The organism is Enterobacter sp. SM3 (assembly GCF_009811935.2).
Taxonomy (GTDB): domain Bacteria; phylum Pseudomonadota; class Gammaproteobacteria; order Enterobacterales; family Enterobacteriaceae; genus Enterobacter; species Enterobacter asburiae_D.
Genome location: NZ_CP099971.1, coordinates 2,496,495 through 2,514,711, shown reverse-complemented (window position 1 = coordinate 2,514,711; position 18,217 = coordinate 2,496,495). Strand labels below are relative to the sequence as shown.

Annotated in this window: 18 protein-coding genes; 7 read left to right on the top strand and 11 right to left on the bottom strand. The window is 58.8% G+C overall.

Annotated features, from left to right (window positions below; all coding sequences use genetic code 11):
- Positions 1–12: 12 nt before the first annotated feature.
- Positions 13–228 (bottom strand): biofilm-dependent modulation protein, encoded by a 216-nt coding sequence (bdm, locus tag GVO84_RS11855; RefSeq protein WP_023335793.1) that lies wholly within the window; start codon positions 226–228, stop codon positions 13–15.
- 232 nt (positions 229–460) lie between these two features.
- Complete coding sequence (locus tag GVO84_RS11850) at positions 461–1,312, bottom strand: Vmh family MBL fold metallo-hydrolase (RefSeq protein WP_159514236.1); 852 nt, start codon at positions 1,310–1,312, stop codon at positions 461–463.
- A gap of 110 nt (positions 1,313–1,422) precedes the next feature.
- Between GVO84_RS11850 and GVO84_RS11845 the strand changes: the two genes are divergently transcribed.
- Positions 1,423–2,298, top strand: coding sequence for a LysR family transcriptional regulator (locus GVO84_RS11845; protein WP_159514235.1), 876 nt, complete (start codon positions 1,423–1,425; stop codon positions 2,296–2,298).
- A gap of 7 nt (positions 2,299–2,305) precedes the next feature.
- Here the strand turns inward: GVO84_RS11845 and GVO84_RS11840 are convergent, their stop codons facing one another.
- Entirely contained in the window at positions 2,306–3,265 is a 960-nt protein-coding gene (locus GVO84_RS11840) for a hypothetical protein (protein ID WP_159514234.1), read from the bottom strand.
- Positions 3,266–3,380: 115 nt separating this feature from the next.
- On the opposite strand from GVO84_RS11840, the gene GVO84_RS11835 reads away from it, so the two are divergent.
- Entirely contained in the window at positions 3,381–3,809 is a 429-nt protein-coding gene (locus GVO84_RS11835) for an OsmC family protein (protein ID WP_023311893.1), read from the top strand.
- A gap of 23 nt (positions 3,810–3,832) precedes the next feature.
- Here the strand turns inward: GVO84_RS11835 and GVO84_RS11830 are convergent, their stop codons facing one another.
- Entirely contained in the window at positions 3,833–4,738 is a 906-nt protein-coding gene (locus GVO84_RS11830; protein WP_159514233.1) for a LysR family transcriptional regulator, read from the bottom strand.
- A 115-nt stretch (positions 4,739–4,853) separates the two neighbouring features.
- On the opposite strand from GVO84_RS11830, the gene GVO84_RS11825 reads away from it, so the two are divergent.
- On the top strand, positions 4,854–5,603 hold the full coding sequence (locus GVO84_RS11825) for an SDR family NAD(P)-dependent oxidoreductase (protein WP_008501706.1): 750 nt from the start codon (positions 4,854–4,856) through the stop codon (positions 5,601–5,603).
- On the opposite strand, the gene GVO84_RS11820 is transcribed toward GVO84_RS11825, so the two are convergent.
- The 7 genes from GVO84_RS11820 to GVO84_RS11790 are packed head-to-tail and all read right to left on the bottom strand — an operon-like array spanning position 5,600 to position 12,434.
- Positions 5,600–6,529 (bottom strand): oligopeptide/dipeptide ABC transporter ATP-binding protein, encoded by a 930-nt coding sequence (locus tag GVO84_RS11820; RefSeq protein ID WP_159514232.1) that lies wholly within the window; start codon positions 6,527–6,529, stop codon positions 5,600–5,602. The genes GVO84_RS11825 and GVO84_RS11820 overlap by 4 nt on opposite strands.
- Positions 6,522–7,508, bottom strand: coding sequence for an ABC transporter ATP-binding protein (locus GVO84_RS11815; RefSeq protein WP_159514231.1), 987 nt, complete (start codon positions 7,506–7,508; stop codon positions 6,522–6,524). Before GVO84_RS11815 ends, GVO84_RS11820 begins: the two co-directional genes overlap by 8 nt.
- Positions 7,508–8,401 (bottom strand): D,D-dipeptide ABC transporter permease, encoded by an 894-nt coding sequence (ddpC, locus tag GVO84_RS11810; RefSeq protein WP_047647662.1) that lies wholly within the window; start codon positions 8,399–8,401, stop codon positions 7,508–7,510. The genes GVO84_RS11815 and ddpC overlap by 1 nt, the downstream gene beginning before the upstream one ends.
- On the bottom strand, positions 8,398–9,420 hold the full coding sequence (locus tag GVO84_RS11805; RefSeq protein WP_159514230.1) for an ABC transporter permease: 1,023 nt from the start codon (positions 9,418–9,420) through the stop codon (positions 8,398–8,400). The genes ddpC and GVO84_RS11805 overlap by 4 nt, the downstream gene beginning before the upstream one ends.
- A 23-nt stretch (positions 9,421–9,443) precedes the next feature.
- On the bottom strand, positions 9,444–10,976 hold the full coding sequence (locus GVO84_RS11800) for an ABC transporter substrate-binding protein (protein WP_159514229.1): 1,533 nt from the start codon (positions 10,974–10,976) through the stop codon (positions 9,444–9,446).
- Between the two features lie 15 nt (positions 10,977–10,991).
- The gene (ddpX, locus tag GVO84_RS11795; protein ID WP_024909540.1) at positions 10,992–11,567 is read right to left on the bottom strand and encodes a D-alanyl-D-alanine dipeptidase; all 576 of its coding nucleotides are present in this window, start codon (positions 11,565–11,567) and stop codon (positions 10,992–10,994) included.
- Between the two features lie 12 nt (positions 11,568–11,579).
- On the bottom strand, positions 11,580–12,434 hold the full coding sequence (locus GVO84_RS11790; protein WP_159514228.1) for a MurR/RpiR family transcriptional regulator: 855 nt from the start codon (positions 12,432–12,434) through the stop codon (positions 11,580–11,582).
- A gap of 266 nt (positions 12,435–12,700) precedes the next feature.
- Here GVO84_RS11790 and GVO84_RS11785 point away from each other — a divergent pair, with 266 nt between their 5' ends.
- The 4 genes from GVO84_RS11785 (at position 12,701) to GVO84_RS11770 (ending at position 18,159) form a co-directional block, all read left to right on the top strand.
- Positions 12,701–14,182: an alpha/beta hydrolase gene (locus GVO84_RS11785; protein WP_159514227.1), complete on the top strand. Its 1,482-nt coding sequence runs from the start codon at positions 12,701–12,703 to the stop codon at positions 14,180–14,182.
- Between the two features lie 95 nt (positions 14,183–14,277).
- Positions 14,278–15,489, top strand: a complete 1,212-nt coding sequence (locus GVO84_RS11780) for a diguanylate phosphodiesterase (protein WP_159514226.1) — start codon at positions 14,278–14,280, stop codon at positions 15,487–15,489.
- An 88-nt stretch (positions 15,490–15,577) separates the two neighbouring features.
- Entirely contained in the window at positions 15,578–16,468 is an 891-nt protein-coding gene (locus tag GVO84_RS11775; protein WP_159514225.1) for an aminoimidazole riboside kinase, read from the top strand.
- Positions 16,469–16,641: 173 nt separating this feature from the next.
- Positions 16,642–18,159 carry a carbohydrate porin gene (locus GVO84_RS11770; protein WP_159514224.1) on the top strand — a complete coding sequence of 506 codons (1,518 nt, stop codon included), beginning with the start codon at positions 16,642–16,644 and terminating at the stop codon, positions 18,157–18,159.
- The last annotated feature ends 58 nt before the right edge of the window (positions 18,160–18,217 follow it).

Here is an 18,217-nt window from a genome sequence, read left to right as displayed (position 1 = left end):
CTTAGCAGGTTTTTACAAAGGTGCGTTTTGCCCGCTGACGACGTAGTTAATGGTCTGCTGGTAGATGTCACTGAGGATGTCATTATCCGTGGATTCCACCCATTTGGTGAGTTCCATCAAAATGTCATCTTCAGTCACAGCACCGTGCTCGGCGTGAAGACCCTGCGCAATCGCGTTAACGAGTTCAGGTTGTGCTGCTGTGGTATTAGCCGGGTAATAAGTAAACATGCTGCCTCCGTGTCGTTGTCTGTTTAATGGTACGGCTCGCAAAAAATTTAATTCACAAACAGAATGGCAAATATTTTCCCGGTTGTGGTTCAGATTCATCTTAGAAATAAAAATGACATAAGTGCATGCTTTTATGCGCTTTTAAACGGTGTGGCTATATCGACGGGTAACGGCGGGGATATTTTGGCGGTGCTCCTGCTATCACGGAAATATAGCAGGAGCTGTTTTTAAATTACCACTTCATTTCGCCGGTATTCACCTTCGCGCTTAATTCCAGCGAGCTCTCTTCCGCCAGACCCGGATACTGTTTTTTCAGGGTGCTGATGACGCCTGCGGAATCTTTGTGCGTGGATAAGGCCTTGTCAAAGCGCTGCAGGTAGTCGCGGGTAAAATCAATCGCGCCAGTCCCGGCGGGTGGCGTGCCAAGATAGTGGCCCGGGATCACGCGCTCTGGCTTGTGCGCGGCCATTTTCACAAGGGTTTCCTGCCACTGCTTGCGGCTTTCCGGCGTCTGGGTGTCTGCCGTCCAGACGTGAATGCCCCAGGCTACCCCGGTGCCGCCGAGGATCGTTTTTGCCGACGGGATCCACACATAGGCCGCGTAGCTGTCCGGCTGCTCGATATCGACCTTTTCCCCGTCAACCATGAACGTGGTGGAGGCAAGCACCTGCGGGACGACCAGCTCCGTTGGCGCGCCGTCTTTCATCTGCGGGCCCCAGTAGGCGAGCTTGGCATCTTTCGTCGCTTTAATATGATCAACCACGTGCTGTGTGGCCACCACTTTGGCATTAGGGAAGGCTTTGACCAGCGGCTGCAGGCCAAAATAGAAATCCGGATCGCCGGAGGTGATCACAATCTTATTCAGGGTTTTACCGCTGCGGCGAATTTTCTCTACCAGCGCTTCGCCATCCTTCACGCTGAACTGCGCGTCAAACAGCACGGCCTCTTTCGGGCCGGAAACCAGCGTGGAGGAGACCGCGAAAATGCCTTTATCCTGTGGGTTGTAGGTATCAACATTCAGCTGTGCGGCAAACGCGGCAGGCGTGATAAGGGCGGAAAGCAGGGCAAGGTGAGTGAGTTTCATGCTGTTGTCTCTGTTGTTCAGGAATGTGTCTATTGTACGGATATTCGCATTTGCCAGAATTCCTGAAACAAGACATGCTTAGTTTCATAAATCGAGCAAATGGAGCTTTTATGGATCGCGTTATCGCCGCTCAGGTTTACAACCGGATATGCGAGCTTGGCAGTTTGAGCGCGGCGGCCCGCGCGTTGGGCATTTCCCGACCGATGGTGAGCCGCTACCTTGAACAAATGGAGAAGTGGGCGGGAACGCGGCTGGTAAACCGCTCCACGCGCAAGCTGACGCTGACCGCGGCAGGGGAAAAGGTGCTGCAAAAAACGCGGACGCTCTCGCAAATTTCGCAGGAAATTGAAGGTCAGTCGGAGAAAGACTTGCCGTCCGGCACGCTGCGGGTGGCCTGCGCGCACTTTACCGCCATGCACCTGATTGCGCCGGTCCTGCCCGGCCTGCTCTCGCGTTACCCGCAGCTGCGCATTGAGCTGGACGTGAATAACCACCCGGTCAGCCTGGTGGGAGAGCGCATTGATGTCGCCGTGCGCATTACCGACAACCCTGAACCCGGCATGATCGCCCGCCGGCTGGGGGAGTGTCGGTCGGTGCTCTGCGCCTCGCCGGACTATCTTGCGCAGCACGGTAACCCCATCAGCCCCGAAGAATTAGCGCAGCACAACTGCCTGCACTACAGCTTTTTCGCCGGGCAGTCCTGGCACTTCCTGACGCCGGAAGGTGAAAGCCTGAGCGTGGCCGTCAGCGGCAACCTGAGCGCCAGCATCTCTTCGCTGTTGATGGATGCGGCGATTAAGCACTGCGGTATCGCCATGCTGCCGGAGCGCGAAGCCTCTGCCGCGCTGGAACAGGGATTACTGGTGCCGGTGCTGGAGGCGCTGGAGCCGAAACCGCTTGCCATCCATGGCATTTATCAGTCCCGGGAATACCAGCCTGCCGCGCTGCGCGTGTTCCTCGACGAACTGTCGCGCTACCTGGCATAAGAAGGGATTACTTCGCCTTTAGCCAGGGAGATGCCGTGCTCCAGAAAATAATATCGGCACCGAGATAACTTTCGCCGAAGCGGACAAATTCCGCTTTGGTGAACGGTTTTCCGGTCTGTGGATCCTTATAGGTCAGGGTCGGTTCCTGAACCGCCATGGCGATGAGCGGCAGCGTCTGTTTATTTTTATGGAAGAAGGGATAGGCATTCTTCATGTGCGCCTTGCGGTTGGGAACAATGTCTGGCCCGCCCAGACCGACATTGTTGGCGCTGGCATACGCAAACAGACGCCCCATGTAGTTGTGGTCATTATCCCATTCGCACGGCCAGAAGTTCACGTATTGCACCACGTGTGATTTCTGAAAAGCCTTTCGTGCAAAGGCCAGGTTTTCCATTTCACCCGCGAAATAGCTGTCGCAGGTAAACCCGGCGGGGGGATTTTTTTCGTCGATATCAATGGCGGTTTCGGGCAGGTTTACCCCATACACCTCGCCATCAAAGCGCTTCGCGAGGGCGGCCAGCAGCGCCTGATAGCGCTCGCGCACGGCAGGATCCCACTGACGCGCCACCCATCCTGAACCGACTGGCTTGCCTTCGCCGGGGTTATCGAACTGCGGCGCAATCCCGCCGCCATATCGCTTATCGTGCATCAGATAGTCCGGCACGTAGCGGGCGTCCGGCTCAAAGAAACGATCCTGGATTTGAATAAAGAGCTTTTTTCGGGCGGACTTAACGCGCGTCAGATCCTGTTCAATCCGCGAGAAGTCATAGCTGTCCTTCTCGGGTTCCAGCAGGCGCCAGTTGTAAACGATCTGCACGCCGCCGATATCGCTTCGCGCAACAAGCGGGAACGCCGCGTCGAGATCGCCCGAGCTAGTATAGATAAAGTTCTCCGGCGTTTTCGCCAGTGAAGAGAGCGACAGAGCCAGCGTGGTTAGGGCAACGGCGATCCTGATTTTTAGCGCCATATCATTATCCTTTTTGTCGGTACAGCAGGTGAAAGTCCTGGAATTGTCTGTGTTCCGGGGTGGGGCAGATGCGTAGTCTATACTTAACCCTTTGTAAGCCAAAAGGAGAGCAAGAATGACTATTCATAAGCACGGTTCGGCACACTGGTCTGGCGACATTAAGCGCGGAAAAGGAACGGTTTCCACCGAGAGCGGCGTTCTCAATCAACAGCCTTATGGTTTCAATACCCGCTTTGAGGGTGAAAAGGGGACCAACCCCGAAGAATTGATTGGCGCGGCGCATGCGGCCTGCTTCTCAATGGCGCTGTCGCTGATGCTCGGGGAAGCGGGCTATACCGCCGACTCCATTGATACTACGGCGGACGTCTCTCTGGATAAAACCGACGGCGGCTTTGCCATCACTAAGGTTGCCCTGAAAAGCAAGGTGACCGTTCCAGGCATCGCCCCCCAGCAGTTCGATGGCATTATTCAGAAAGCAAAAGCGGGCTGTCCGGTATCACAGCTCCTGAAAGCCGAGATTACCCTGGACTATAAGCTTAACTAAGCCCCAGCCGGGTTCGCGCCCGGCTACCCCTTCAGCGCGGCGGGGAACACCCCCGCCAGCCAGGCGATAAAGACCTTCAGTCTGTGCGTCAAATGCCGGTTCTGCGGGTAAACCACATGAAACGGATAGGCGGCAGGGCGCCAGTCGCCCAGGATCGCCGTCAGCGTTCCCGCCTGCAAATATGACTTTGCGGAATACTCAAAGGTCTGAACGATCCCCAGCCCCGCCGCGGCAGCCGCCAGATGGGCATTACTTTCATTGACGCCGAAATAGTGCGGAATGTTGATTTCCAGCGCCTCGCCGTTCTGTCTGAAGCGAAACGGAAATGCCCGCCCGGTGACGGGCGAAAGGTAGCTGATAAGCTTGTGGCCGTTGCACAGCTCCTGCGGATAGGCCGGGACGCCATGATTTTTCAGGTAACCGGGCGTCGCGCAGGTGACCATTTCGGCGTTACCGAGATGACGGGCGATGAGGGTCGAGTCGTCCAGCGGCCCGCCGCGGATCACGCAGTCTACGTTACCGCTGATGAGATCGACCGGCCGGTCGGCCACGCCAAGGTCAATGCGGATGTCCGGATAGCGCCGCATAAATTCCGGAAGCAGGGGGATGAGCACGTCCCGGGCGGTGGAGCCGCCCACGTCAACCCGCAAATGCCCTTTTGGCGTCGCGCGGGAAACGCGAAACGAGGTGTCGATATCTTCGATGTCAATTAGCACCCTGAGCGCTTTTTCATAATATTCCATCCCTTCAGGCGTCGCGACCACCCGGCGAGTCGTCCGGTGCAGGAGACGTATCTCCAGGTGCGCCTCAAGCGATTTAACCAGCTTGCTCAGCGTGGCGATCGGCATATTCAGCGAGTCCGCCGCGCGGGTAAAACTGCCGGACTCCACGACCCGCGTAAAAGCGCGCATTGCCATGAGCTGGTCCATGATGACCTCTGATTATTTCTGTGGGTGAATAGTCATTTTCATTTTTGCCTGTTTTTCACTAATGCTGCAAGGGCTAAAGTTTGTCCAACGCAAACCCAAAAAAAAGGTAAATGACATGAATACGACTCTCTCAGGAAAAATCGCACTGGTCACCGGCGGCAGCACCGGTATTGGTCTTGCCACGGCGCAGGAACTGGCGGCTCAGGGCGCGAAGGTGTACATCACCGGGCGTCGCCAGGCCGAGCTGGACGCGGCGGTGGCTGAAATTGCTTCAACCGCGGTAGGCATTCGCGCGGACGTCTCAAAGCTTGCCGATCTGGATGAGGTCTATGCCCGGATAGCAAAAGAAGAAGGCCGTCTTGATATCCTGTTCGCCAATGCCGGTGGCGGCGATATGCTGCCGCTGGGCGCGATCACCGAAGAGCAGTTTGACCGGATTTTCGGCACTAACGTTCGCGGGGTGCTGTTTACTGTGCAGAAGGCGCTGCCGCTGTTATCCGCCGGATCGTCGATTATTCTTACCGGCTCGACGGTGTCCATTAAAGGGACGGCCAACTTCAGCGTCTACAGCGCTAGTAAGGCCGCCGTGCGCAATTTTGCACGCTCCTGGGCGCTGGATTTGCAGGGCCGTGGGATCCGCGTCAACGTGGTGAGCCCGGGCCCGATCAAAACGCCAGGCCTCGGCGATCTGGTGCCGGAAGAACACCGTCAGGGGCTGTACGACGCGCTGGCCGCGCAGGTACCGCTGGGGCGTTTAGGCGCGCCGGGTGAGGTGGGTAAAGCGGTGGCGTTTCTGGCCTCCGACGCGGCCAGCTTTATTAACGCCACCGAGCTGTTCGTGGACGGCGGGATGGCCCAAATCTAATCCAGACTGCGCCAGCATCGGACGTTATGGCCCTCGCGTGAGGGCTGTAACGGTTGGGGACGCTCACACCCCTGCGTTGCCATCGGACAACGGTCGCGGAAAAAACAGCCTTCGGGCAGATGACGGTTGCCGGGAAGCTCCGTTTTGCGTAAGGCCAGATTTTCATCCAGCGGTTCACCGGTGCGGGGAACCGAGTCGAGCAACAGACGGGTATAGGGATGGCGCGGCTCGCCAAGCACCTGCGCGGCGCCGCCCAGCTCCACAATCTGCCCGAGGTACATCACCGCCACCCGGTCGCTCATGTGTCTGACTACCGAAACGTTATGCGAAATTAACACGTAGGTCAGATTACGCTGCTGCTGCAGGTTCACCAGCAGGTTGAGGATTTGCGCCTGCACGGAGATATCCAGCGCGCTGGTGGGTTCATCAAGCACGATAATATCGGGGTCAGACGAGAGCGCCCGGGCGATGGCAATGCGCTGGCGCTGCCCGCCGGAGAAGGCGTGCGGAAGCCTGTCGAGATATTCCGGGCGAATGCCAACCTGCAGTGCCAGATCCTCCGCCAGTTGACGGCGCACGCGCTCGCTGCTGCGTTTTTGCACCCACACCGGCTCGGTGATGATGCGCCAGACCGGCAATCGCGGGTCGAGCGAGGAGAGCGGATCCTGAAACACCATCTGCATGCCGCCCGCGTGGTGCGCCCGCTGGCATGCGCCGGTGCTGGGCTTAAGCATGCCCATCAGCAGCTGGGCCAGGGTGCTTTTCCCGCAGCCGGATTCCCCGACGATGCCGAGCGTTTCTCCCCGACGGATCTGAAGATCGAGCCCGTTGAGGGCATGAACCTGTTCCGTTACGCGGCCCAGCCAGTTTTTGCGCGCCGCAAAGTTCACGTGCACGCTGTCCAGTTCCAGCAGTACATCAGACATGGTGTTTCTCCCCTTGTGGATACCAGCAGGCAGCCTGTTGGCCTTCTGCACCAGTGGGCTGTAAGCGCGGCGTTTCGCTGCATTTCACCCCGGCGGCAAAACAGCGCTCGCGGAAGGCGCACCCCTGCGGAAGCTGGCTGAGGTTGGGCACTGTGCCGGGGATGGCGGGAAGCAGGTCGCGCGGCTGGCCGTTTTCCGGCGCGCACTGCAGCAGGCCGATGGAATAGGGGTGTACAGGGCGGTGGATCAGCGTTTGCGTGGCACCGCTCTCGATCACGCTGCCCGCATACATCACGTACATTCTGTCGCAAAGCTGCGATACCACGGCCATATCATGGCTGATAAACAGCACCGAGGTACCGCTGGCCCGCGCCTTATGCTTCAGCAAACGCAGCACCTGGAGCTGGACGGTAACGTCCAGCGCGGTGGTCGGCTCGTCGGCGATGATCAGCTCCGGCTCGCAGGAGAAGGCAAGGGCGATCATCACCCGCTGGCGCATGCCGCCGGACAGTTCAAACGGATAACGCTCCATGACCTGCTTCGCGTCCGGGATTTGCATCTCTTCCAGCAGGGTAATCGCCTTCTGCTGCGCCTCGCGCCGCGAAAGCGTCTGATGCTGGCGGATCACCTCCACCATCTGTTTGCCAATCCGCCGCGTCGGGTTGAGGGCGGTCATCGGCTCCTGAAAAATCATCGCCACTCGGGCTCCGCGCCACTGGCGAAGCTGCTTCTCGGACGCCGTCAGGACGTTTTCGCCGAGTAATTTCACCTGACCGTGGTGAATGCGGTAGCTCCCTTCCGGCAGCAGGCGCATGGCGAGCATGGCGGTCACGGATTTACCGGAACCGGATTCGCCCACCACGCCGACAATTTCGCCCCTGCCGATCTCCAGCGAGACGTGATTCAGCGCGTGAACCTCACCGCGAAAAATCGGGAAGCTCAGGTGCAGGTCTTCAATACGTAATACCGGTTCGGTCATCACTGTTTTCCTCCCGACTTCGGATCCAGCAGATCGCGGATACCGTCGCCAAACAGGTTAAAGCCCACGGCGGTAATTAAAATCGCCGCACCGGGAAAGGCGCAGTACCACCACTGGTCCAGCACGTAGTTACGGCCGACGGCCACCATCGCGCCCCATTCGGCGGTCGGCTGCTGCGCGCCCAGGCCAATAAACCCCAGCGTGGCGGCCATCAGAATGGCGCTGCCGATATCCAGCGAAGCCTGCACAATCAGCGGCGGCAGGGCGTTGCGCAGGATATGCCAGCGGATCAAATGCCAGCGGGACGCGCCAAACGTGCGGGCGGCCTGGACGTAGGTAAACTGGCGCACCACCAGGGTTTGCCCGCGCGCCAGGCGGACGTAAAACGGGATGCGGACAATCGCAATCGCCAGCATGGCGTTAAACAGGCTCGGACCGAGCGCGGCGGCCAGCGCCATGGTCAGCACCAGGGAGGGAATGGAGAGCATAATGTCCATCACCCGCATGATGATGGCGTCGCCGCGCCCGCCCAGTACGCCGGACAAACAGCCCAGCAGTGAGCCAATGCCGCCCGCAATCACCACGACCGCCAGCCCGGCGGTAATCGACTGCTGGCTGCCCGTCAGCACGCGGCTGAACAGGTCTCGTCCTACCTCATCGGTACCAAACCAGTGTTGCGCAGAAGGCGCCTGCAGGCGGGCGGTAAGATCCAGCGCGTTCGGGTCATGCGGCACAATCCACGGCGAAGCCACCATCAGAAAGAGCATCGCAATCATAATGACGCCGCCAACGATCGTGAGCGGGCTTTGACGCAGCATCCAGAACAGCTTTGCCCAGTTGATGCGTTGTCTTGCGGTTTTAACCGGGACGGGCGTTTCCTGCGTTAACATCATTCGGCACCTCCGCGCCCGATTCGCGGGTCAATCCACAGGTAAAGCAGATCGACCACCAGATTAACCAGCACGTAGGCCAGCGAAACGACGACGGCAAAGCCCATTACGGCAGGGAAATCGAGCGCCTGAATGGATGTCACCACCCAGGCGCCCATGCCCGGCCAGGCAAAGACGGTTTCGGTCAGCACGGCACCGTAAAGCAGATCGCCCAGCGCCAGCCCGAGGACGGTAATGGACGGGATCATCGCATTGGGCAGGGCGTAGCGCAGGACGATGTACCAGCCGGGCAGGCCGCTGGCGCGCGCGGTGCGGATGTAGTCCTCGCTAAGCTGCTCCAGCATCGCCGAGCGAACCTGGCGCGCCACAATCCCCAGGTGAACAAACGCCAGCGTCAGCGAGGGTAAAATCAGGTGCTGAAGCGCGTTGAAAAAGACCTCACCGTTGCCCTCCAGCAGCGCGTCCAGCAGATAAAACCCGGTGACGTGCGTCGGCGGATCGAGCCAGTCGTCCAGCCTGCCGCCGCCCGGCAGAATCTGCAGGTGCCCGTAGAACAGCACAATGACGCCCAGCCCAAGCCAGAAGGCCGGCGTGGAGATCCCGGTCATCGCCATTAAACGCACCAGATGATCCAGCCAGCGGTTGCGGTACACCGCCGATAAAATCCCCAGCGGCACGCCGATGACCAGCGCCAGCAGCAGAGAGCAAAAGGCCAGCTCCAGCGTGGCGGGGAAAAAGGCCCTCAGATCTTCGGCAACCGGACGTCCTGTACGGATGGACGTGCCTAAATCGCCGTGCGCCAGAGCGTCCACGTAGCGGCCAAACTGTATATACAGCGGCCGATCCAGCCCGAGCTGCTGGCGGATGTTTTGCACGATTTCGTCGCTGGCGCGATCGCCGGCCAGCAGACGGGCCGGGTCGCCGGGGATCAGGTGTGAAATAATAAAGGTGATAATACAGACACCGGCTACCACCAGGAGTAACCCCCAGCAGCGCTGGCGCACGATGCTCCAGAACGTCATACGCTTTCCCCCGGCGAGAACCGTTATTTGCTCATGGTGGCGATGTTGAACACCTGCTCGAGCATCGGATTAAATGTGAAGCCTTTGACCTCTTTGTTCATCGCCAGCTGGTAGTTCTTCTGGAACAGATAAACGTAGGCCGCCTCGTCGATGACCACCTTTTGCGCCTGCTGGTAATCTTTGGTGCGTTCCGCCTGATCGGTCGTTTTCAGCGCGGCCTGGAGCAGGGAATCAACCTCTTTGTTCTCATAGAACGAACGGTTGCCCGGCAGCCCTTTTTTGTCCGATTCGAACCAGTAGTTCATGAACATGTACGGGTCGGCAAAGTCCGGGCTCCAGTTGCCGATGGCAATGTCGTAATCGCCTTTGCCGACACGGTCGCGCATGGTGGCATTAGCCAGTTTTTCCAGCTTGACGTTAATGCCGATCTTGCCGAGGCTGGCCTGAGTGGAAAGGGCGATCGGCTCCCAGTTCGGGTCGTTATCCGAATAGAGGAAGGTCAGGCTGGCGGGTTTGTCTTTGACCTTCTCCAGCGCCGCTTTGGCTTTGGCCTCATCGAAGCTGTACTGCATTGCCGTGGCGTCAAAGCCCCACATGCCTTCCGGGATTGGGCCGCGCATCTGCTTGCCATTGCCGCTCAGAATGCCTTTCACCATCCCCTGGTAATCCGTCGCCCAGGAGATGGCCCGGCGTAAATCCACCTGATTGAGCGGCGCTTTACCGTTGTTGAGATAGAGGTAAGTCACGCGCAGGGACGGGTATTCCGCAACGGCGACTTTGCCTTCCTGCTTCAGGGCCGCAAGCTGATCGACCGGCAGGGCGTCGGCAATGTCCAGATCGCCGCGGGAAAGCTGCAATCGGCGCGAGGCGCTTTCACCGATAATTTTCACCGAGACGCGCTTAAAGTGCGGCTTCTCACCCTGCCAGTGGGGGTTAGGCACCAGGATCAGCTGCTGGCCTTTCTGCCAGCTTTTGAGCATAAACGGCCCGGAACCGGCGGTGTTTTGCGCCAGAAAACCGCGCGCATCGTCCGCCGCATTGGCCTTCAGCACCGCCGGGTTAATGATGGACGCCCCGTCGTTTGCCAGCGTATACAGGAAAGGCGCGAACGGCTGGCTGAGGGTGAACTTCACCGTATGGTCATCGACGGCATCAATTTTCAGGTCTTTCGGGAAGGCTTCAGACGGCCCCTGGCTGAGCTTCAGCAGGCGTTCAAAAGAGAGTTTTACCGCTTCAGCGGTGACCGGCGTGCCGTCGGAAAATTTCGCGTTATCCGCCAGGGTAAAGATCCACTCTTTCTGGTCATCGGACGCCTTCCAGCCCGTCGACAGATCGCCTTCCACCTCGGTAGAGCCCGGCTTGTACTTGACCAGACGCTGGTAGGACGGATAGGTCACGGTCCAGTCGTTGTTATCAATGGTGATGGCAGGATCGAGCGTTTGCGGGTCGGCGGCTTTGCCGATCGCCAGCATGTCTTTCGGGACGGCAGCCAGCGCCAGCGGTGCGCTCAGGGCCAGCGTGGCGGCGATCAGCGTCGAGATAAGCGATGTTTTCATGGCAGTGCTCCAGGTTTAAAGAGGGGTGTGCGTCAGTGGAAAACAGGCAAAACGGTCGTCAAGCAGCGGGTAGCTGGCGGCATTGGGCAGTTCGAAGTGCCACCATTCGCTGCTGATACCCACAAAACCGCCACCAAACATGATGGCGTTCAACAGCAGACGGTTGCGCTGGGCGTGCGGCGGCACGGAGGGGTGATACGGATGCGATCGATCATGCATCTCGTCAAAACCGGCCCCCATATCCAGCACGGCGTTATGTTCATCCATCAGGGTGACGTCGATGGCCGTACCGCGGCTGTGATTGGAGCCGATCGCCACGTCGACCACGTATTCCGGGTTCGGGCAGGCATCCCACAGCTGAGCCTGCGCCTGCTGAGGGCGATAGGCGTCGTACACCACCAGCTTCAGCCCGGCCAGGGAGGCAATGCTGATGGCTTTTGCCAGCGCGGTGGCGGCATCGGTATGCAGCAGGCACAGCGCCTCCTGATAGATCGGGCGGCCGGTGATGTTGTCGGCGGTGGCATACTTCAGATCGATATGCAGCGTGGGAAACGTCTTCGCCACATCAATCAGTTCACTCTCTTCGGGCATAGCTCCGCTCCTTTAGCGTTCGAATTGTCCAAACTCTTGTTGTAATTGTCGGTTGACCGCCAGTCGTGCCGGGAGCGCGTCACCCAGCGCTTCCACTACGCCCGACAGCAGCAGGTTGAACAGACAGCTTACGGGGGCAAGCGAATCCCAGAAATGACCGGTATCGGTTTTCACCTGCAGTAAATCAATCGGGTAATCCCGCGCCCACGGGCACCAGATGTCGGTGATTAAGGCCAGCGGAATGCCTTTCTCGCTGGCAACGCGGCAGTACTGGCGGGCCATTGAGGAGTAGGTGCGCGTGTCTGTCAGCACAACGTACGGGTGCGAAAACCCCGAGTTCAGGGATTCTACCCAGCTGCCGGACGCTCCCTCCGAATAGCTCACCCGCGGGCGGAGGTACTCAAGGTGGCTGAAGAAGGCGTTGGCAATCCCGCGCGTGGACTGGATCCCCAGCACAAAAACCGCGTCCGCGTGGGCGAGGTTGTGCACCACCTGACGGAAGGCGTCCGTTTGCGCCAGCTGGTACACCTGCGTGATGGCATCCACTTCCAGCGACAGGGCATGCTGAAGGCGGCTGGAAAGGGGGAGCTGCTGCTGCCAGGAGTCCAGCCGCTCGTTCATGCCCCAGGGCTGATACGGATCGCGCAGACTCTTTTTGGCATCTTCCAGGTTGCGATACCCCAGCTTGCGCAGGAAGCGTCCGACGGTAATTCCGCTGGTCCCGCTCGCCTGACCGACGCTCTCAGCCGTTTCAAACGGGATTTGCGCGGCGTGCGCCAGCAGCCAGCTCCCGACCCGCTTTTCGCTGGGCGTGAGCTGGCTGAACGTCGCTTCGATACGGCTTAACATCTCAGGTTTCGTCGTCATACCGCCTCGCTGTTAACAGGCTGTCAATGGCTGAGTTTGTGTTATCTGATTAACAATGCATGACGCGTGCCATGTTCACAGGGCGGGTTAAACCCGCTGTGCAGTAAACTTCATGCAATAATTGTTTAACCAATGATCAACATTTGTGCAGCGTAGTTCACTTTTGGTGCACTGTCTGACGCGGCAGGTATGAATTTGGTGAATCCGTCAGTCCGTTCACATTTTTGATAAGATAGATGTACTGTGAATATAAAAGGGATCCCGGCATGGCAAATCTGCCCTGGCGAGTCAGCGTGCGCCTGATGACGCTTGCAAAGAAAATAGGGATGGTCGTAGGGATCGTACTGGTCGTCCTGCTGGCGACTAGGGTCTATCTCTCGCAGCAGGGACCGGAACTGCACCTCTGGCATACCTGGCGGGCTGATGAGATGTCCGTGCGCGAGATGGATAACGGCAATTTTGCCGGGTATATCGCTCGGGAAAACGCTATTTTCGCCGATCTCGATCGCGCGGTGACGGCGAAAACAGAGGGCGAGGAACGTACTCCATTAAACCGCTTTTATCGCCAGAGCCTGGTGTGGCCCGGTCAGTTTGCACCCGATGCCAACCGCTCGTTTGTGCTGATGCCTGCCGGAAAGCCCCGCGGCGCGGTAGTGCTGCTGCACGGTTTGACGGACTCGCCTTACAGCGTCAGGCACCTTGCGGTGAACTATCAGCAACGCGGTTTTGTCACGGTAGTCCCGCGCCTGCCCGGGCACGGCACCGCGCCCGGCGCGCTGACGGACGTTGACTGGGAGATGTGGCTGGCGGCGACGCGCCTTGCGGTGCGGGAAGCCACGCGTCTGGCCGGAGAGGCAGTGCCGCTGCATCTGGTGGGCTACTCTAACGGCGGGGCGCTGGCGATGAAATATACCCTCGATGCGCTGGACGCGCCTGCGCTGCGTCGACCGCAGCAGGTAATACTGCTCTCACCGATGATCGGCGTGACGGCCTTTGCGCGCTTTGCCGGTTTCGCCGGGCTACCGGCGCTGCTGCCGGCGTTTGCTAAAGCGGCGTGGCTGAATATCGCGCCGGAATATAACCCGTATAAATATAACTCGTTCCCGGTGAACGCCGCCCGGCAGTCATGGCTGCTGACGAAGGCCCTGCAGGAGCAGATTGGCCGCGAGGCGCGGGAGAACAGGCTGGCGAATTTGCCTCCGGTGCTGGCGTTCCAGTCGGTGTTGGATTCCACGGTCAGCACCCGCGCGGTGGTGACCGGCCTGTTTGACCAGCTTCCGGCCAACGGCAGCGAGCTGGTGGTGTTTGATATCAACCAGGCGGCGAGCTTCCGCCCGCTGTTCAAGCCGTCGTCGTGGACGGCCACCTCGGCGCTGCTGCCAGTAGCGCAGAGACGTTACGGTGTCACGATTATTACCAATGCGGACGCTCACAGCTTCTCGACGGTAGCGAAAATCACCCCGGCTGGCAGCACCCGGGAGACGGTCGTGCCGCTGGCGCAGGCCTGGCCGCAGGATGTCTATTCCCTGTCGCACGTTGCGGTGCCGTTCCCGCCGGATGACGATCTCTATGGCCGTGAGCCTGGGGTGAAAAACCGCTACGGCATCAGCCTGGGGACAATTGCGCTGTGGGGCGAAACCTCCGTATTGAGCGTCGGAAAAGAGGCGCTGATGCGGGTCACCTCGAACCCGTTTTACGCCTATATGCAGGAGAGGATTAACAGCCGGATCGGGGATGCGGAAAAGTAACGTTCCCCTGTGGTGTGAATGTGTTAGGTCGCATTGATTAAGTATGTTAAATAATAGCTTCAAGGCACCTCTCTTTCTCATTGGAACCTATTTTTGTGCTGACGACTCTGATTTACCGAAGCCAGTTGAATTTATCCCGCCCCTCCACCGAGCTGCGGGAACTGGTGGAGCGCGCCCGGATCCGCAATGCTAATCTGAATATCACCGGGGTTCTGCTTGCAAAAGGCAGTGACGTGCTGCAAATCCTCGAAGGTTCGGAAGAGAGCGTGCTTAAGCTGTTCCATAAAATCCGTGACGACAAGCGGCACAGCGGGGTGGTTGAACTGATGCGGGATTACGGCCCGCGCAGACGCTTCGAAAACGTCGGGATGCTGCTGTTCGATCTGCAGACGCAGTCGCCGAAAGAGGTGCTGCAGTCGGTTCTGAATTACAGCAAGCTGGAAAGCTATCTTACATCCGATGACCGGGTGTTCAAATTTATCCAGACGTTTATCACAGGCAAACGTCCGGCCCTGTCGGGCGCCCGCTACGTCCCTGAAAAATGGACGCTGTCACCCGAGGCGTTGCCCTTTGGCGAACGTCTGGGGCTGATGGCCAACCAAACCTGTCAGTTTGCGCTCCAGCCCATCGTTGAGCCCTCGGAAGGGAAGATCAGTTCGCTGGAAGCCCTTATTCGCGGCAACGATGGCGGCAGCCCGGAGCATTTCTTCAGCACCCTCGACCCGGACAAAATCTACGAAGTCGATCTGCAGACGAAAGCGTATGCCTTTGCGCTGGCGGAAAAGCTGGGCATTGGTAGCCATAAGATTGCGGTAAACCTGCTGCCGATGTCGCTGGTGAATGTCCCCGGCGCAGTGGAATTTCTGGTCGATCAGATTAAAAAACATGGCCTTCAGCCGGAGCAGGTGGTCATTGAAGTGACTGAAAACGAGATGATCTCCGGCTTCAACCAGTTTAATAGCGCCATCAAGCAGCTTCGCGGTGAGGGCATTGGCCTGGCAATCGATGATTTTGGTTCCGGGTATGCCGGTCTTTCGCTGCTGACCCGCTTCCAGCCGGATAAAATTAAGATAGACCGGGAGATAGTCAGCGATATCCACCTCAGCGGCCCGAAGCAGGCGATTGTGCGCTCCATCATCAGCTGTTGCTCAGACCTCGAAATTACCCTTGTCGCAGAAGGTATCGAGAAAATAGAGGAGTGGTGCTGGCTCGAGTCTGCCGGGATCCGCCGTTTCCAGGGATTTCTGTTCGCCCGCCCGCAGCTTAATGGCGTCGGTGATATCCACTGGCCGCATCTGGTGCGTTAGCCAATTTTCCTCCCGCGTTATTTCCCCTTCGTCCTGCCTGTGCTTAAATAGCTAAAACGGTTTAATATAGTTTAGCTACGAGGATCACATGAAAAAAATCTGGGTACTTGGCGATGCGGTAGTGGATTTGCTGCCCGATGGAGAAGGCAGATTGCTGCAGTGTCCCGGAGGCGCACCGGCAAACGTCGCGGTCGGCATTGCCCGGCTGGGCGGCCAGAGCGCCTTTATCGGCAGGGTTGGCGACGATCCCTTCGGGCGCTTTATGGCGAAAACTCTCGCTGACGAAAAGGTCGACGTGAAGTCTATGCGCCTTGACCCGGCGCACCGCACCTCAACGGTGGTGGTCGATCTGGATGACCACGGCGAACGCTCGTTTACCTTTATGGTGCGCCCGAGCGCCGATCTGTTTCTGGAAACCGCCGATCTGCCTACGTTCAGCGCCGGGGAGTGGCTGCACGTCTGTTCCATCGCGTTAAGCGCAGAGCCGAGCCGTTCCGCGGCGTTTGAGGCGATGACCGCCATTCGCAAGGCGGGCGGCTACGTCAGCTTCGACCCCAATATTCGGCCAGACCTCTGGCCGGATGAGAACGCGCTGCGCCGCTGCCTGGAGCAGGCCCTGCAGAGCGCAGACGTGGTGAAACTCTCTGTCGAAGAGCTGGCGTTCTTAACCGGAGATGCAGAGGTGAACGTCGGTCTGCATGCGCTGATGGCGCGCTGCCCGGCGCGTCTGGTGCTGGTCACCCAGGGAAAAGAGGGAGTGATCGTCTGGCATGACGGCACCGTGAAGCACTATCCGGCCACCCCCGTTCAGTGCGTCGATACGACCGGCGCGGGCGATGCCTTCGTCGCCGGACTGCTCTACGGCCTGGCTGCCGGGCAGGACCTGACGCCCGTCATCGCCTTAGCCCAGCGCTGCGGCGCACTAGCCACTACCGCCAAAGGAGCAATGACCGCATTACCCTGGCAGCACGATCTGTAATTCCTTCCTTCACTGGCCGCCATCCGGCGGCCTGAATTGTCGCCTCGATCACACTTACTAAAACGGTTTAGCAAAAAAGATTGCCGATCCAAAATTCAGAGGTTTAGTATCAGCAACCTAAACCGGTTTAGCAATTTAGCACGTTTAATGACTTCTTTTAGGGATGCGACAAAATGTATAAAAAACGCAGACTTGCCGTGATGATAGGCATGCTGGCCGGAAGTACCTCTGTTTTTGCCCAAACGGATATGACAAGTATCGAAGCGCGTCTTGCCGCGATGGAGCAGCGACTCCAGGCAGCGGAAACGCGTGCGCAGGTGGCTGAGAAGCGCGCCACCGATGCGGAACAAAAAACGCAGCAGCTGGTTGCCGCCCAGCAGCAGACGCAAACGACAACCCAGGCGGTGGCGCAGCGCACCACCGCGCTGGAGAAGAAGGCGGATCAAAGCAGCGGATTTGAGTTCCACGGCTACGCCCGTTCTGGCCTGCTGATGAACGATGCGGCCTCCAGCAGCAAAAGCGGTCCTTATCTGACCCCGGCCGGTGAAACCGGCGGTGCGGTAGGGCGTCTGGGTAACGAAGCAGACACCTACGTTGAGCTGAACCTGGAGCACAAGCAAACCCTGGACAACGGGGCCACCACGCGCTTCAAAGCGATGCTGGCCGACGGGCAGAGAACCTATAACGACTGGTCAGCCGATACCAGCGATCTCAACATTCGTCAGGCCTTCGCGGAGCTGGGCAACCTGCCTGATTTTACCGGCGCGCTGAAGGGCAGCACCTTCTGGGCGGGTAAACGCTTCGACCGCGACAACTTTGATATTCACTGGCTGGACTCCGACGTGGTGTTCCTCGCCGGTACCGGCGGTGGCGTCTACGACGTGAAATGGAACGATTCGCTGCGCAGCAACTTCTCCATCTACGGCCGCAACTTCGGCAGCGTGGAGCAGACCGACAATAACGTTCAGAACTATATCCTCACCATGAACCACTTCGCCGGACCGTTCCAGCTGATGGTGAGCGGCCTGCGTGCGAAGGATAACGACGACCGTAAAGACACCAACGGCGATCTCATCAAAACCGATGCCGCCAATACCGGCGTTCATGCGCTGGTCGGGTTGCACAACGAGAGCTTCTACGGCCTGCGGGAAGGGACCGCTAAAACGGCGCTGCTGTACGGTCACGGGCTGGGTGCGGAAGTGAAAAGCATCGGCTCCGACGGCGCGCTGCTGCCTGAGGCGAATACCTGGCGCTTCGCAAGTTACGGTGTCACGCCGATCGGCGGTGGCTGGAGCGTTGCGCCCGCCGTGCTGGCGCAGAGCAGTAAAGATCGCTACGTCAAGGGCGATAGCTATGAGTGGGTGACGCTCAACACCCGCCTGATTAAAGAGGTGACGCAGAACTTCGCCCTGGCGTTTGAGGGAAGCTATCAGTACATGGATTTAAATCCGGAAGGCTATAAGGACCGGAACGCCGTTAACGGCAGTTTCTACAAGCTGACCTTTGCGCCGACGTTAAAAGCGAGCAAAATCGGCGATTTCTTCAGCCGTCCGGAGCTTCGTCTGTTTGCCACCTGGATGGACTGGAGCAGCAAACTGGATCATTACGCCAGCGATGATGCCTTTGGCAGCAGCGGCTTCAACGCCGGCGGGGAATGGAACTTTGGGGTCCAGATGGAAACCTGGTTTTAACCCATCACGCTCCCGCCTGGCGGGAGCGTTTCGCACATCATAAAAAGAAGTCAGGCAG

Excerpts from the sequence above, each read along its gene's own strand:
- bdm (WP_023335793.1), bottom strand. The coding sequence starts at position 228 with ATGTTTACTTATTACCCGGCTAATACCACAGCAGCACAACCTGAACTC.
- GVO84_RS11850 (WP_159514236.1), bottom strand. The coding sequence starts at position 1,312 with ATGAAACTCACTCACCTTGCCCTGCTTTCCGCCCTTATCACGCCTGCC.
- GVO84_RS11845 (WP_159514235.1), top strand. The coding sequence starts at position 1,423 with ATGGATCGCGTTATCGCCGCTCAGGTTTACAACCGGATATGCGAGCTT.
- GVO84_RS11840 (WP_159514234.1), bottom strand. The coding sequence starts at position 3,265 with ATGGCGCTAAAAATCAGGATCGCCGTTGCCCTAACCACGCTGGCTCTG.
- GVO84_RS11835 (WP_023311893.1), top strand. The coding sequence starts at position 3,381 with ATGACTATTCATAAGCACGGTTCGGCACACTGGTCTGGCGACATTAAG.
- GVO84_RS11830 (WP_159514233.1), bottom strand. The coding sequence starts at position 4,738 with ATGGACCAGCTCATGGCAATGCGCGCTTTTACGCGGGTCGTGGAGTCC.
- GVO84_RS11825 (WP_008501706.1), top strand. The coding sequence starts at position 4,854 with ATGAATACGACTCTCTCAGGAAAAATCGCACTGGTCACCGGCGGCAGC.
- GVO84_RS11820 (WP_159514232.1), bottom strand. The coding sequence starts at position 6,529 with ATGTCTGATGTACTGCTGGAACTGGACAGCGTGCACGTGAACTTTGCG.
- GVO84_RS11815 (WP_159514231.1), bottom strand. The coding sequence starts at position 7,508 with ATGACCGAACCGGTATTACGTATTGAAGACCTGCACCTGAGCTTCCCG.
- ddpC (WP_047647662.1), bottom strand. The coding sequence starts at position 8,401 with ATGATGTTAACGCAGGAAACGCCCGTCCCGGTTAAAACCGCAAGACAA.
- GVO84_RS11805 (WP_159514230.1), bottom strand. The coding sequence starts at position 9,420 with ATGACGTTCTGGAGCATCGTGCGCCAGCGCTGCTGGGGGTTACTCCTG.
- GVO84_RS11800 (WP_159514229.1), bottom strand. The coding sequence starts at position 10,976 with ATGAAAACATCGCTTATCTCGACGCTGATCGCCGCCACGCTGGCCCTG.
- ddpX (WP_024909540.1), bottom strand. The coding sequence starts at position 11,567 with ATGCCCGAAGAGAGTGAACTGATTGATGTGGCGAAGACGTTTCCCACG.
- GVO84_RS11790 (WP_159514228.1), bottom strand. The coding sequence starts at position 12,434 with ATGACGACGAAACCTGAGATGTTAAGCCGTATCGAAGCGACGTTCAGC.
- GVO84_RS11785 (WP_159514227.1), top strand. The coding sequence starts at position 12,701 with ATGGCAAATCTGCCCTGGCGAGTCAGCGTGCGCCTGATGACGCTTGCA.
- GVO84_RS11775 (WP_159514225.1), top strand. The coding sequence starts at position 15,578 with ATGAAAAAAATCTGGGTACTTGGCGATGCGGTAGTGGATTTGCTGCCC.
- GVO84_RS11770 (WP_159514224.1), top strand. The coding sequence starts at position 16,642 with ATGTATAAAAAACGCAGACTTGCCGTGATGATAGGCATGCTGGCCGGA.